The sequence below is a fragment of the Pseudomonas sp. JUb42 genome (assembly GCF_024807945.1).
In the GTDB taxonomy this organism is placed as follows: Bacteria; Pseudomonadota; Gammaproteobacteria; order Pseudomonadales; family Pseudomonadaceae; genus Aquipseudomonas.
Map to the genome: position 1 here is coordinate 98,959 of NZ_JANUFD010000020.1, position 12,370 is coordinate 111,328.

The window sequence follows — 12,370 nt, forward strand, 5'->3', positions numbered from 1 at the left end:
AAGCCCTGATGAGGATCCACCTATTATGACCGCAAAAGCCCCTCGTGTAGGAATGGTATCGTTAGGGTGCCCCAAGGCTCTGGTTGATTCCGAGCGCATCCTGACCCAGCTGCGCATGGAAGGCTACGAAGTCGTACCGACCTACCAGGACGCCGACGTCGTAGTCGTCAACACCTGCGGCTTCATCGACAGCGCCAAGGCCGAGTCCCTTGAAGTGATCGGCGAAGCCATCGCCGAGAACGGCAAGGTCATCGTCACCGGCTGCATGGGCGTCGACGAGAGCGTGATCCGCAACGTGCACCCAAGCGTTCTGGCCGTGACCGGTCCGCAGCAGTACGAGCAGGTGGTCAACGCCGTGCACGACGCCGCGCCGCCCAAGCTCGATCACAACCCACTGATCGATCTGGTGCCACCACAAGGCGTCAAGCTGACCCCGCGTCATTACGCTTACCTGAAGATTTCCGAAGGCTGCAACCACAGCTGCAGCTTCTGCATCATCCCGTCGATGCGCGGCAAGCTGGTCAGCCGTCCGGTGGGCGATGTTCTGGACGAAGCCCAGCGTCTGGTCAAGGCCGGGGTCAAGGAGCTGTTGGTGATCTCCCAGGACACCAGCGCTTACGGCGTTGACGTCAAATACCGCACCGGTTTCTGGAACGGCGCGCCGGTCAAGACGCGCATGACCGAACTGTGCCAGGCCCTCAGTTCCCTGGGCGTCTGGGTACGCCTGCACTACGTGTACCCGTACCCACACGTCGACGAGCTGATCCCGTTGATGGCCGCAGGAAAAATCCTGCCGTACCTGGACATCCCGTTCCAACACGCCAGCCCGCGCATCCTCAAGCTGATGAAGCGCCCGGCGTTCGAAGACAAGACTCTGGCGCGGATCAAGAACTGGCGCGAGCAGTGCCCGGACCTGATCATCCGTTCGACCTTCATCGTCGGCTTCCCCGGCGAAACCGAGGAAGACTTCCAGTACCTGCTGGACTGGCTGACCGAAGCACAGCTGGATCGCGTCGGCTGCTTCCAGTATTCGCCGGTCGAAGGCGCGCCAGCGAACCTGCTGGACGCGGCCATCGTGCCCGATGACGTCAAGCAGGACCGCTGGGACCGCTTCATGGCCCATCAACAGGCCATCAGCGCAGCCCGTCTGCAAATGAAGATCGGCAAGGAAATCGAAGTGCTGATCGACGAAGTCGACGAACAGGGCGCGGTTGGCCGTTGCTTCTTCGATGCTCCGGAAATCGACGGTAACGTGTTCATCGATAGCGACAAGGACCTCAAGCCGGGCGACAAGGTCATGTGCCGTGTCACCGATGCCGACGAGTACGACCTGTGGGCTGAGACGATCTAAGTCGTCAATCCTGTGAACAAAGCCTCGCCCTTGCACAACGGCGGGGCTTTTTTTCGGCAAAAATTTGCGCCCTGCCCAGAGCGGTCCAGACTTGCTCAGATAATGGAAATCAGCCAACAGGGAATCCGTCGACATGTTGCAGCCGCAATGCATCTTCATGCCCAAGCCCGGCGACTACCCACAAATCATCGAAGTCTGGGAGGAATCGGTCCGCGCCACCCATGATTTCCTTCCCGATTCCTACATCGAAATTCTCAAGCACCTGCTGCTGACCCAGTATCTGGACGCCGTCAGCCTGTTCTGCATCCGCGGCCCGAACCAGAAGATCAGCGGTTTCGCCGGGGCCAGCCTGGGCAAACTGGAAATGCTTTTTCTCGGCCCCGAATATCGTGGCCAGGGCCTGGGCAAGTTGTTGCTGGACTATGCCCTGGAACACTTCGACGCCCGGGAGCTGGACGTTAACGAGCAGAACACTCAGGCGGTGGGCTTCTACCTCAAGCAGGGCTTCGAGGTGGTCGGGCGTACCGAAGAGGACGGTCTGGGCCAGCCCTTTCCGATCCTGCGCATGCGTCTGGCGGATAACGAATGATCAAAACACACCCCGTTGGGGCAAGGCTTGCCCGCGAACCCTGATTGTCAGCGTTGATTTCAATGAGTAAGCGATTAACCCGGCCCGCACAGGTACAATGTGCGCCCTCTTCTCCAAGCAACGGCTTTTTTTCATGACAGACCCCATTCGCCTATCCAAACGCCTTATCGAACTGGTCGGCTGCTCGCGCCGCGAGGCCGAACTGTTTATCGAAGGCGGCTGGGTCACCGTGGATGGCCAGGTCATCGATGAGCCGCAGTTCAAGGTCGACACGCAAATCGTCGAGCTGAGCGCCCAGGCCCGGGCCGACGCACCCGAGCCGGTCACCCTGATCCTGCACAAACCGGCGCAGCTGTCTCTGGACGCGGCCCTGGGGTCGATCACGGCCGGCACCCTGTCGGAGGAACACAGCTTCGGCAAACGTCCGCTGCGCGGCCACTTTCTGCGCCTTGAATCGTCTTCGTCGCTGCAGGACGATGCCAGCGGCCTGACAGTGTTCAGCCAGGACTGGAAGATCCTGCGCAAGCTCACCGACGATCGCAGCAAGATCGAACAGGAATACGTGGTTGAGGTATCCGGCGACATGGTCGATCACGGCCTCAACCGCCTGAACCACGGCCTGACCTACAAGGGCAAGGAACTGCCCGCCGTCAAAGCCAGCTGGCAGAACGAAAACCGCCTGCGTTTCGCCATGAAGAACCCGCAACCGGGGGTCATCGTGCAGCTGTGCACCGCTGTCGGCCTGAAAGTCGTGTGGATGCGCCGCATCCGCATTGGCGGCGTGTCCATGGGCAAGCTGCCGGAAGGCCAATGGCGCTATATGACAGCCAAGGAAAAATTCTAAGGCCTCGCACCCTCACTTAATTTCGCTGATGCGGCACGACCTGTTGCCGCGTCATCAGCACCTGATCAGGATTCAAGCACCATGATGAACAACGACGTTTTGCGCAGCGTGCGCTACATGCTGGATATCAGTGACGGCAAAGTGGCCGAGATCACTGCGCTCGGCGGCCTGGAAATCAGCAAGACCGACGTGATCGCCTTTATGAAAAAGGACGAAGAAGAAGGCTATCAGGATTGCAGCGATGAAATCATGGCGCACTTCCTCGATGGTTTGGTGTTCTTCAAGCGCGGCAAGGACGAAAGCCGTCCGGCGCAGCCCATCGAGCTGCCGATCACCAACAACATCGTCCTGAAAAAGCTGCGGGTCGCTTTCGAACTGAAAGAGGACGACATGCATGCCATCCTCAGCGCCGCGCAGTTCCCGGTTTCCAAGCCTGAACTGAGCGCGCTGTTTCGCAAGGTGGGCCACAACAACTACCGCCCGTGCGGCGACCAGTTGCTGCGCAACTTCCTTAAGGGCCTGACCCTGCGCGTACGTGCCTGAGCCGTCCATGAGCTACAACGTCACGCCGGTGGGGTTCGTGCGCTCCTGCTTCAAGGAGAAGTTCGCCATCCCCCGCCAGCCACAGCTGGCTCCCGCTGCGCGGGGCGTATTGGAACTGGTTGCACCCTTCGATCAGGGCGAGGCGGTACAGGGTCTTGAGCAGGTCAGCCATGTCTGGCTGCTGTTCCTGTTTCATCAGGCCCTGGAAGAAAAGCCACGGCTCAAAGTGCGCCCGCCCCGGCTGGGCGGCAATCAGTCCATGGGCGTCTTTGCTACTCGGGCGACCCACAGGCCCAATGGCATTGGCCAGTCCGTGGTGCGTCTGGAGAAAGTCGAGCCAGGGCGCCTGTGGCTGTCCGGCATCGACCTGCTCGACGGCACGCCGGTGCTGGATATCAAGCCTTACGTGCCCTATGCCGACTGCATCGATAACGCCAGTAACCTGATGGCCAGTGCGCCGCCGCAGCTGATTCCGGTGCAATGGGCGGACGAAGCACTGATTCAGGCCCGCGAGCACGGCCAACGCCTGGCAGAACCGCTGGTGGAGCTGATCGAGCAATGCCTGGCCCAGGATCCGCGTCCGGCCTACCAGATACCGCCTCCTGAGCGTCGCTACGGCGTACAGTTCTGGGATCTGGATGTGCGTTGGCATTATCCCGAGATCGGTCTGATACGGGTACTGGAGGTTGTGCCAGCGGCAATGTGACACCCGTGGCTGGCGAAATATCTGTGTAGAAGCCCGCTTCCATTCAGGCACCCAAAACAAAACACCCCGCTTTCGCGGGGTGTTTGGGTATCGCTGAGCAGTCGCCCAAGCTTACTTCTCGACGAAAGCACGCTCGATCAGGTAATCCCCCGGCTCGCGCATACGCGGCGAAACGGTAAGACCGAAGCTGTTGAGCACTTCGCTGGTTTCGTCGAGCATGCTTGGGCTGCCGCACAGCATGGCGCGGTCGTCCTGCGGGTTGATCGGCGGCAGGCCGATATCAGTGAACAGCTTGCCGCTACGCATCAGGTCGGTCAGGCGGCCCTGATTCTCGAAAGGCTCACGGGTCACGGTCGGGTAGTAGATCAGCTTGTCACGCAGGGACTCGCCGAAGAATTCGTTCTGCGGCAGATGCTCGGTGATGAACTCGCGGTAGGCGACTTCGTTCACATAGCGTACGCCGTGGCAGAGAATCACTTTCTCGAAACGCTCGTAGGTTTCCGGATCCTGGATCACACTCATGAACGGCGCCAGGCCCGTACCGGTGCTGAGCAGGTACAGATGCTTGCCCGGCTTGAGGTCGTCGAGAACCAGCGTGCCCGTAGGCTTCTTGCTGATAATGATCTCGTCGCCTTCCTTGAGGTGCTGCAACTGCGAAGTCAGCGGACCGTCCGGCACCTTGATGCTGAAGAATTCCAGATGCTCTTCCCAGTTCGGGCTGGCGATCGAGTAGGCACGCATGAGCGGGCGCCCGTTGGGCTGCTGCAGACCGATCATGACGAACTGACCGTTCTCGAAGCGCAGACCTGGATCACGGGTGCACTTGAAACTGAAGAGGGTGTCGTTCCAGTGGTGGACGCTGAGGACACGCTCGTGGTTCATGTTGCTCATGTAAGTGGAGACTCCTGAAAATATCGCCTGCGCCTGATGTGAAAGCGCTATTGCGCGACATTCTAGTGGCAGACACAATATCTGTTAAATGGATTATCAAGATATAGGTTATCGGTTATATAGATATGCGATTTACTTTGCGTCAACTCCAGGTTTTCGTCGCCGTCGCCCAGCAGGAGAGCGTTTCGCGCGCTGCTGTGCAATTGGCCCTTTCGCAATCGGCGGCCAGCACCTCTATTACCGAACTGGAACGCCAATCTAGCTGCCAGCTGTTCGACCGCGCCGGCAAACGCCTGAGCCTCAACGCCACCGGGCGTCAGCTGCTGCCCCAAGCCGTGGCCCTGCTCGATCAGGCCAAGGAAATCGAAGACCTGCTCAACGGCAAGTCCGGTTTCGGCTCGCTGGCGGTGGGTGCGACCCTGACCATCGGCAATTATCTGGCGACGTTGCTGATCGGCAGCTTCATGCAGCGCCACCCGGAAAGCCAGGTCAAGCTGCATGTACAGAATACGGCTCATATCGTGCAACAAGTGGCGCACTACGAAATTGATCTGGGTCTGATCGAAGGTGATTGCAGCCATCCGGATATCGAAGTGCAGACCTGGGTCGAGGACGAACTGGTCGTGTTCTGCGCGCCCCAGCACCCGTTGGCCAAGCGCGGACAGGCGAGCATGGACGAATTGACCCGCGAGGCCTGGATCCTGCGAGAACAGGGCTCCGGCACGCGCCTGACCTTCGACCAGGCCATGCGTCATCATCGCAATGCGCTGAACGTACGACTGGAGTTGGAACACACCGAGGCGATCAAGCGCGCGGTGGAGTCGGGTCTGGGCATCGGCTGTATTTCCCGCCTGGCCCTGCGCGATGCCTTTCGCCGCGGCAGCCTCGTGGCCGTAGAAACGCCGGAGCTGGATCTGGTGCGGCAGTTCTACTTCATCTGGCACAAACAGAAGTACCAGACTTCGGCCATCCGCGAGTTTCTCGAACTGTGCCGCTCGTTCACCGAAGGCGTGCAGCGCAGCGATGAAATTGTCCTGCCGAGCGTGTACTAGCCCAGCAGAATCAATGCCCAGACCACGCCAATCATGCTCAGCGCCACGAACTGCGCGGCGCTGCCCATGTCCTTGGCATTCTTGGACAGCGGATGCAGGTCCAGGGAAATCCGGTCGATTGCCGCTTCCACTGCCGAGTTCAGCAACTCAACGATCAGCGCCAGCAGGCACACCGCGATCAGGATCGCTCGCTCGCCACGACTGACGTGGAACAAAAACGACAACGGGATCAGGATCACATTGAGCAGCACCAACTGGCGAAAGGCCGCTTCGCCCTTGAATGCGGCTTTCAGACCGTCGACGGAATAACCTGCGGCATTGAGGATACGCTTCAGGCCGGTCTGGCCTTTGAAAGGAGACATAGGTGGGCAACTGCTTATAAAAAGAAAAGAAAGCTAATTCAAAATGAGTCAAAAAAGCGTGAAAGATCAGCAGTTTTGCCCGGTTTACCCGGCGGAAATCGATTCCAATTGTTGCAGCAGCAGCGCCGCCTGTGTTCGGGTGCGTACCCCAAGCTTGCGGAAAATCGCCGTCACGTGAGCCTTGATCGTCGCTTCCGAAACGCTCAGTTCGTAAGCGATCTGCTTGTTCAGCAGGCCCTCACAGACCATGGTCAGGACGCGGAATTGCTGGGGTGTCAGGCTGGCCAGCCCGGCACTCGCGGCCTTGGCGTCAGCCGAAACACTGACCGGCTCATTGACCTGTGGCGGCCACCAGACATCGCCGTCCAGCACGGTGCGTACCGCTTGCTGAATGGTTTCCAGGGAGCTCGATTTGGGAATGAAGCCGCTGGCACCGAACTCGCGGGAGCGCACAACGATGGACGCTTCCTCCTGCGCTGAGACCATGACCACGGGAATCTGCGGATATTGCCCGCGCAGTAACACCAGCCCGGAGAATCCGTAGGCACCTGGCATGTTCAGATCCAGCAGTACCAGATCCCAGTCAGCCTTGGCAGTAAGATGGGTTTCCAGTTGGGCGATGCTGTCCGCCTCGACCAGCCGTGCGCCGGGGCCCAGACCGATACTGAGGGCTTGATGCAGGGCACTGCGAAACAGCGGGTGGTCATCGGCTATCAGGATTTCATAGGTCATTTCTTGATCCTGTTCTTCTATAGGTGAGCGTCGATCCGTTCGAGCACTCATCAGGGCATCCGTGAATATTGGCAGTTCACTATGCGCCGTGGCTGCCTGCGCAGCGAATCCGACGACCAGCGCCTGAGCGGCGCCAAGCATGCCCAGCGAAGCCGGGGTGGTCAAGCAGCTAAGCCTGCAGCCTGTTAGCGATAAGTCTTACAGACAAATGCGGGTGTGGCGCTATGTACCATTATAGAGCCACTAGGGCCCTTCTCCTTGCAGACACAAGCGGCTTCAGCCGCGAGACAGCCCTCCCGGCTAAAGCCGGTCCCACAAAGGCTTTTATAGAAAAGCCTTGAGCTGGGTATGGGCGGTATCGTCCGGATCAATCGGATTCTGAAACTTCGCACCAAGGTAATGGGCGCTGAACACATCCAGATAGGCATCGAGCACACTGCTGGCCTGACTGTCGTCCGCCAGTTCCAGGCAGAACGCGGCGACTTCTGCGGTGCAGAAATGATCGTCACGCCGTGAGCGACGCAGGCGATAGCGGGAAATCTGCTCCGGCTCAAGGCTCAGTACTGGGAAACGCTCAAGGTACGGACTCTTGCGAAACATCTTGCGGGCTTCGGTCCAGGTCGCGTCCAGCAGAATAAACAACGGGCGCTTGCCATCATCGCGACGGACCTGGGTAACCACCCGTTCCTTGGCAACGAACTCGCCGGGAAAGACGATATATGGCTGCCATTGCGGGTCATCGAGCAACGCCAGCAGCTCCGGATCGACTTCAAGGCGCGACCAGCCAAAGGCGTAGGTATCCTTGATCACATCGGCAATCAGCCAGCCGGTATTGGTCGGCTTCAGCGGCTCGGTGTCGTACATCAGCAGGCACATGGCCGAATTCGCCTCGACACTGGGCCGCCAGGCACACAGGCAATAGCTGAAAATCACCCGGCAATCGGGGCAGCGCGGCGCCCGCGAACCGCGCGCGACGAAGGGTTTGGTGCTACGGGCCAGGCGCTCATCGCGCAGGCGGGAAACGGCATGGGTCATTACACACGACGCCAGCGACGGGAGAGCATAGACACAGCAAGAACTCGGCAGGAGGAAAAGCCGCGCAGTTTATCAGAGCCCGCCCCTCTGCCGCCTGAATAGACGCCCGGTCCTGTATACTCCGGCGCCATTGCTACAGCGCCGACGGTGAACGCAAGACCGGCTCACCGGTCCAACGGCCAACCATCGAATCAGGCCCATCGAATCAGGAGATTTTAATGCTGCGCCTCATCGCCCCGACTCTCACCTTGCTGCTCGTCACCCCATTCTGCGCTCAGGCTGCCTCCAAGCAGGACTATGAACTGAGCCAGATGCTGGAAAAAGTCGCGAAGGAAAGCAGCGTCGGTACTCCGCGCGCAATCAACGAAGACATTCTCGATCAGGGTTACACCGTCAACGGTAAGGAACTGGTCAACCACCTGAGCGTGCGCGAAAGCCAGGCCCAGCAGATGCGCGCCAACCCTGACGCTGTGCGCTATCAACTCGGCACCAGCGTGTGCCACAACACCGGCTTCCGCCAGTTGATGGACAAGGGCGCGACCCTTAAGTACTCATTCACCGAGTACAAGACCAATCGCGGCGTCATCGTGCAGACCTTCAAGGCCAGCGATTGCCAGGTTAAAAAGTAACAATCTGACATCACTCTCTCTGACTGCTGGCGCCTTTCATTTTGACTTAGGATAGGGACACGGCAGAATCGAAAGACGATGCTGCTCAAGGAGAGTTTGAATGCCGTACAAACCCAGTGATGTCTTGTCTCGCCATTTCCAGGACGAAGGGATCGATGTCATCACCCAGGTCGACGCACTGTTGCAGCAGGTTTCGACCGACAGTCCAAATCTGCCGCTGTATCGCGACATGATGCTGACCGTCCTGCGCATGGCCCAGGACGATCGCAATCGCTGGAACGCCAAGATCACCTTGCAGACCCTGCGCGAACTGGATAACGCCTTCCGGGTACTGGAGCGCTTCAAGGGCCGTCGCAAGGTCACGGTATTCGGCTCGGCCCGTACTCCTCTGGAACATCCGTTGTATGCCCTGGCGCGTGAACTCGGAGCGCAACTGGCGAGCGCCGACCTGATGGTGATTACCGGTGGCGGTGGCGGCATCATGGCTGCGGCTCATGAAGGCGCGGGTCGCGAACACAGCCTGGGCTTCAATATCACCCTGCCTTTCGAGCAGCATGCCAACGCGATTATCGATGGCAGCGAGCATCTGCTGCCCTTCCACTTTTTCTTCACCCGCAAGCTGTTCTTCGTCAAGGAAGCCGATGCCCTGGTGCTCTGCCCTGGCGGCTTCGGCACTCTGGATGAAGCACTGGAAGTACTGACCCTGATCCAGACCGGCAAAAGCCCGCTGGTGCCGGTCGTCCTGCTCGATGTACCGGGTGGCCGCTTCTGGCAAGGCGCTCTGGATTTCTTCCAGAACCAGCTGCAGGACAATCATTACATCCTGCCCGCCGACACGAAGCTGATGCGCCTGGTCTACAGCAGCGACGAAGCGGTCGAGGAGATCAACCGCTTCTACAGCAACTTCCACTCGACTCGCTGGCTGAAGAATCAGTTCGTGATCCGCATGCACCACCCGCTCAACGAAAGCGCACTGGCACATATACAAGAGGCCTTTGCCGACCTGCGCCTGAACGACGACTTTCATCAGCATGCCTATCAGGGCGAAGAGCACGACGAGGCGCAGTTCAGCCATCTGAGCCGCCTGGCCTTTGCCTTCAATGGGCGCGGTAATGGACGTCTGCGCGAACTGGTGGACTACATCAACCTGCCAGAGAACTGGGTCGAGGGTTCGCAGCAGACGCAGCCCGAAAGCCGCGAACCTCTTCTCAACGATTAAAAACTAATCATCGCCGCCTCGGCCGCTTAGCAAGCGGCCGATCATCTCCATGGAAAAACCCCGATAACTCAGGAAGCGCCCTTGTCGGGCCCTTTCCTTCGCATCTACAGGTAATTGCCCGGCGAATTTACGCTGCCAGGTTTCCTGCATCTGCTCGCGCCAATCGATGCCGCACTCGCGCAACGCCAATTCAATATCGGCACGTTGCAGGCCGCGTTGGCCCAGTTCTTCGCGGATACGCATAGGGCCGTAGCCGGAACGGGCACGGTAAGAGACGAAACTTTCGAGATAACGGGATTCGGAGAGGAGCCCTTCCTCGGTCAGGCGATCGAGAGCGGGTGTGATGAGTTCATCAGAGGCGCCGCGCTGACGCAACTTTCGCGTCAGCTCGACTCGACCGTGCTCGCGCCGCGCGAGCAGGTCCATGGCAGTACGCCGTACGGCGACAGGTGTATCGAGCACGGCGGACATGGCGGCTATCAGAAGTCGGAATCAGCTTCGACTTCAGCCACACCGTCAGCCACGACAGCAGCAGGACGCGAACCTTCAGCCTTGGTGTCGACGCCTGGGGTCAGCAGCTTGTCGCGAATCTGCTTCTCGAGGGCTGCACCGATTTCCGGGTTATCCGCCAGGAACTTGGCCGAGTTGGCCTTGCCCTGACCGATCTTGCTGCCCTGGTAGCTGTACCAGGCGCCGGACTTCTCGACGAAACCGTGCAGTACGGCCAGGTCGATGATCTCGCCATTCAGGTAGATACCCTTGCCGTAGAGGATCTGGAACTCGGCCTGACGGAATGGCGGGGCTACCTTGTTCTTGACGATCTTGACGCGGGTTTCGCTGCCGACTACTTCGTCGCCTTCCTTCACCGCGCCGGTACGACGGATGTCCAGACGTACAGAGGCGTAGAACTTCAGGGCGTTACCACCGGTGGTGGTTTCCGGGCTACCGAACATCACGCCGATCTTCATGCGAATCTGGTTGATGAAGATCACCAGGCAGTTGGCGTTCTTGATGTTACCGGTGATCTTGCGCAGCGCCTGGGACATCAGGCGAGCCTGCAGGCCCACGTGCATGTCGCCCATCTCGCCTTCGATCTCGGCTTTCGGCACCAGGGCCGCCACGGAGTCGACGACGATCACGTCGATGGCATTGGAGCGCACCAGCATGTCGGTGATTTCCAGGGCCTGCTCACCCGTGTCTGGCTGGGAAACCAGCAAGTCGTCGACGTTGACGCCAAGCTTGCCGGCGTACTCCGGGTCCAGGGCGTGCTCGGCATCGACGAAGGCGCAGGTGGCACCCATTTTCTGGGCCTGGGCGATGACGGACAGGGTCAGTGTGGTTTTACCGGAAGATTCCGGACCGTAGATTTCGACGATCCGGCCTTTTGGCAAGCCGCCGATGCCCAGAGCGATGTCCAGCCCGAGGGAACCGGTGGAAATAGAAGGGATCGCCTGGCGGTCATGGTCACCCATGCGCATTACGGCACCTTTGCCGAATTGACGCTCGATCTGACCCAAGGCCGCAGCCAAGGCTTTCTTCTTGTTGTCGTCCATTGAAGTCCTCACGTAATCAAATTCATTGAAGGGCCGAAGCGGCCGCAATACCTGTATAAGTAGACAGTATTATTCCACAGCGCCGAGCGCGCGCCTACCCCTGAATCGGGATTTCTCCGTCAGAGAGTTGTATCAGACCCTCTAGCGCGGCCTTTACCGTTTGTCGGCGGACCTCATCGCGATCGCCGTCGAACTGATGTCGCCGGGCAACCATCTGCTCGCCCGCGCCCCAGCCTACCCAGACGGTGCCGACCGGTTTGTCTGCCGAGCCGCCATCGGGTCCGGCCACGCCGCTGACGGCCACGGAAAAATAGGCACCGCTGTTGTGTTGCGCACCCCGGACCATCGCCTCGACCACTTCCCGACTGACGGCGCCGACGCGGCCAAACAGTGCCTGCGGCACCTGCAACTGGCGGGTCTTCTGGGCATTGGAATAGGTGACATAACCTGCTTCGAACCAGGCGGAGCTGCCGGGAATACGGGTAATTGCCTCGGCAATACCGCCACCGGTGCAGGACTCGGCCGTGCTCACCTGATGCTGCAAAGCCTGCAAGCGCTTGCCGAGGTCGGCGGCAAGCTGGGTAAGTTCATCCACGCTCTTGTCCTCATATAGACACTGATCGTTACAGAGGGGCGGCCGCAGAAGCAGCCGCCCGTCGAAGCGCAACTACGGCTCTTCGGTCTTACTTTGTTTGCCCTGGCCTTTCGGACACGGCTTCCTGATCGTCACGACCGTAGTTTCCCTGGGCCTGCTCTTGGCTTCCTCAATTGTAATGAAGCGCCCGGTGACGGAATCCCTTCCCCGTTTGTTTGCCTTGGCCATAAAAGCTCCTTTTCGATGGCTGACTCGATAATGAACAACAG

Annotated in this window: 15 protein-coding genes; 8 read left to right on the forward strand and 7 right to left on the reverse strand. The window is 59.5% G+C overall.

Features of this window, described 5'->3' with window-relative positions; translation table 11 throughout:
- Window positions 1-25: 25 nt before the first annotated feature.
- The 5 genes from rimO to tsaA all read left to right on the forward strand — a co-directional run bounded on the left by rimO (window position 26) and on the right by tsaA (window position 4,033).
- Window positions 26-1,351 carry a 30S ribosomal protein S12 methylthiotransferase RimO gene (rimO, locus tag M2401_RS30950; RefSeq protein ID WP_259109835.1) on the forward strand — a complete coding sequence of 442 codons (1,326 nt, stop codon included), beginning with the start codon at window positions 26-28 and terminating at the stop codon, window positions 1,349-1,351.
- Between the two features lie 133 nt (window positions 1,352-1,484).
- Window positions 1,485-1,940 carry a GNAT family N-acetyltransferase gene (locus M2401_RS30955; protein ID WP_259109837.1) on the forward strand — a complete coding sequence of 152 codons (456 nt, stop codon included), beginning with the start codon at window positions 1,485-1,487 and terminating at the stop codon, window positions 1,938-1,940.
- A gap of 133 nt (window positions 1,941-2,073) precedes the next feature.
- A complete protein-coding gene (locus M2401_RS30960) occupies window positions 2,074-2,784 on the forward strand; it encodes an rRNA pseudouridine synthase (RefSeq protein ID WP_259109839.1) in 711 nt (236 codons plus the stop codon).
- Window positions 2,785-2,865: 81 nt separating this feature from the next.
- A complete protein-coding gene (locus M2401_RS30965; RefSeq protein WP_259109840.1) occupies window positions 2,866-3,327 on the forward strand; it encodes a DUF1456 family protein in 462 nt (153 codons plus the stop codon).
- A gap of 7 nt (window positions 3,328-3,334) precedes the next feature.
- Window positions 3,335-4,033 (forward strand): tRNA (N6-threonylcarbamoyladenosine(37)-N6)-methyltransferase TrmO, encoded by a 699-nt coding sequence (gene tsaA / locus M2401_RS30970; protein ID WP_259109842.1) that lies wholly within the window; start codon window positions 3,335-3,337, stop codon window positions 4,031-4,033.
- Window positions 4,034-4,144: 111 nt separating this feature from the next.
- On the opposite strand, the gene fpr is transcribed toward tsaA, so the two are convergent.
- A complete protein-coding gene (gene fpr / locus M2401_RS30975) occupies window positions 4,145-4,924 on the reverse strand; it encodes a ferredoxin-NADP reductase (RefSeq protein ID WP_259109844.1) in 780 nt (259 codons plus the stop codon).
- 125 nt (window positions 4,925-5,049) lie between these two features.
- On the opposite strand from fpr, the gene M2401_RS30980 reads away from it, so the two are divergent.
- The gene (locus M2401_RS30980) at window positions 5,050-5,976 is read left to right on the forward strand and encodes a LysR family transcriptional regulator (RefSeq protein ID WP_259109846.1); all 927 of its coding nucleotides are present in this window, start codon (window positions 5,050-5,052) and stop codon (window positions 5,974-5,976) included.
- On the opposite strand, the gene M2401_RS30985 is transcribed toward M2401_RS30980, so the two are convergent.
- The 3 genes from M2401_RS30985 to M2401_RS30995 form a co-directional block, all read right to left on the reverse strand.
- The gene (locus M2401_RS30985; protein WP_259109848.1) at window positions 5,973-6,338 is read right to left on the reverse strand and encodes a diacylglycerol kinase; all 366 of its coding nucleotides are present in this window, start codon (window positions 6,336-6,338) and stop codon (window positions 5,973-5,975) included. The genes M2401_RS30980 and M2401_RS30985 overlap by 4 nt on opposite strands.
- Window positions 6,339-6,422: 84 nt before the next feature.
- Window positions 6,423-7,070 (reverse strand): response regulator transcription factor ErdR, encoded by a 648-nt coding sequence (erdR, locus tag M2401_RS30990; RefSeq protein WP_259109851.1) that lies wholly within the window; start codon window positions 7,068-7,070, stop codon window positions 6,423-6,425.
- A 324-nt stretch (window positions 7,071-7,394) separates the two neighbouring features.
- The gene (locus M2401_RS30995) at window positions 7,395-8,105 is read right to left on the reverse strand and encodes a tRNA-uridine aminocarboxypropyltransferase (protein ID WP_259109853.1); all 711 of its coding nucleotides are present in this window, start codon (window positions 8,103-8,105) and stop codon (window positions 7,395-7,397) included.
- A gap of 218 nt (window positions 8,106-8,323) precedes the next feature.
- On the opposite strand from M2401_RS30995, the gene M2401_RS31000 reads away from it, so the two are divergent.
- The gene (locus M2401_RS31000; protein ID WP_259109855.1) at window positions 8,324-8,734 is read left to right on the forward strand and encodes a quorum-sensing-regulated virulence factor family protein; all 411 of its coding nucleotides are present in this window, start codon (window positions 8,324-8,326) and stop codon (window positions 8,732-8,734) included.
- Between the two features lie 100 nt (window positions 8,735-8,834).
- Complete coding sequence (locus M2401_RS31005; protein ID WP_259109856.1) at window positions 8,835-9,953, forward strand: TIGR00730 family Rossman fold protein; 1,119 nt, start codon at window positions 8,835-8,837, stop codon at window positions 9,951-9,953.
- Between the two features lie 3 nt (window positions 9,954-9,956).
- Here M2401_RS31005 and recX read toward each other — a convergent pair whose 3' ends face one another.
- The 3 genes from recX to M2401_RS31020 all read right to left on the reverse strand — a co-directional run bounded on the left by recX (window position 9,957) and on the right by M2401_RS31020 (window position 12,101).
- Window positions 9,957-10,424 (reverse strand): recombination regulator RecX, encoded by a 468-nt coding sequence (gene recX / locus M2401_RS31010; RefSeq protein WP_259109859.1) that lies wholly within the window; start codon window positions 10,422-10,424, stop codon window positions 9,957-9,959.
- Window positions 10,425-10,432: 8 nt separating this feature from the next.
- Window positions 10,433-11,506 (reverse strand): recombinase RecA, encoded by a 1,074-nt coding sequence (gene recA / locus M2401_RS31015; RefSeq protein WP_259109861.1) that lies wholly within the window; start codon window positions 11,504-11,506, stop codon window positions 10,433-10,435.
- Window positions 11,507-11,600: 94 nt separating this feature from the next.
- Window positions 11,601-12,101 carry a CinA family protein gene (locus M2401_RS31020; protein ID WP_259109864.1) on the reverse strand — a complete coding sequence of 167 codons (501 nt, stop codon included), beginning with the start codon at window positions 12,099-12,101 and terminating at the stop codon, window positions 11,601-11,603.
- Window positions 12,102-12,370 lie beyond the last annotated feature (269 nt).

Bases quoted from the DNA above. Each gene is read 5' to 3' on its own strand.
- M2401_RS30995 (WP_259109853.1), bottom strand. From the start codon at position 8,105: ATGACCCATGCCGTTTCCCGCCTGCGCGATGAGCGCCTGGCCCGTAGC.
- M2401_RS30985 (WP_259109848.1), bottom strand. From the start codon at position 6,338: ATGTCTCCTTTCAAAGGCCAGACCGGCCTGAAGCGTATCCTCAATGCC.
- M2401_RS31000 (WP_259109855.1), top strand. From the start codon at position 8,324: ATGCTGCGCCTCATCGCCCCGACTCTCACCTTGCTGCTCGTCACCCCA.
- rimO (WP_259109835.1), top strand. From the start codon at position 26: ATGACCGCAAAAGCCCCTCGTGTAGGAATGGTATCGTTAGGGTGCCCC.
- M2401_RS30980 (WP_259109846.1), top strand. From the start codon at position 5,050: ATGCGATTTACTTTGCGTCAACTCCAGGTTTTCGTCGCCGTCGCCCAG.
- recA (WP_259109861.1), bottom strand. From the start codon at position 11,506: ATGGACGACAACAAGAAGAAAGCCTTGGCTGCGGCCTTGGGTCAGATC.
- M2401_RS31005 (WP_259109856.1), top strand. From the start codon at position 8,835: ATGCCGTACAAACCCAGTGATGTCTTGTCTCGCCATTTCCAGGACGAA.
- recX (WP_259109859.1), bottom strand. From the start codon at position 10,424: ATGTCCGCCGTGCTCGATACACCTGTCGCCGTACGGCGTACTGCCATG.
- erdR (WP_259109851.1), bottom strand. From the start codon at position 7,070: ATGACCTATGAAATCCTGATAGCCGATGACCACCCGCTGTTTCGCAGT.
- tsaA (WP_259109842.1), top strand. From the start codon at position 3,335: ATGAGCTACAACGTCACGCCGGTGGGGTTCGTGCGCTCCTGCTTCAAG.
- M2401_RS30965 (WP_259109840.1), top strand. From the start codon at position 2,866: ATGATGAACAACGACGTTTTGCGCAGCGTGCGCTACATGCTGGATATC.
- fpr (WP_259109844.1), bottom strand. From the start codon at position 4,924: ATGAGCAACATGAACCACGAGCGTGTCCTCAGCGTCCACCACTGGAAC.
- M2401_RS30955 (WP_259109837.1), top strand. From the start codon at position 1,485: ATGTTGCAGCCGCAATGCATCTTCATGCCCAAGCCCGGCGACTACCCA.
- M2401_RS30960 (WP_259109839.1), top strand. From the start codon at position 2,074: ATGACAGACCCCATTCGCCTATCCAAACGCCTTATCGAACTGGTCGGC.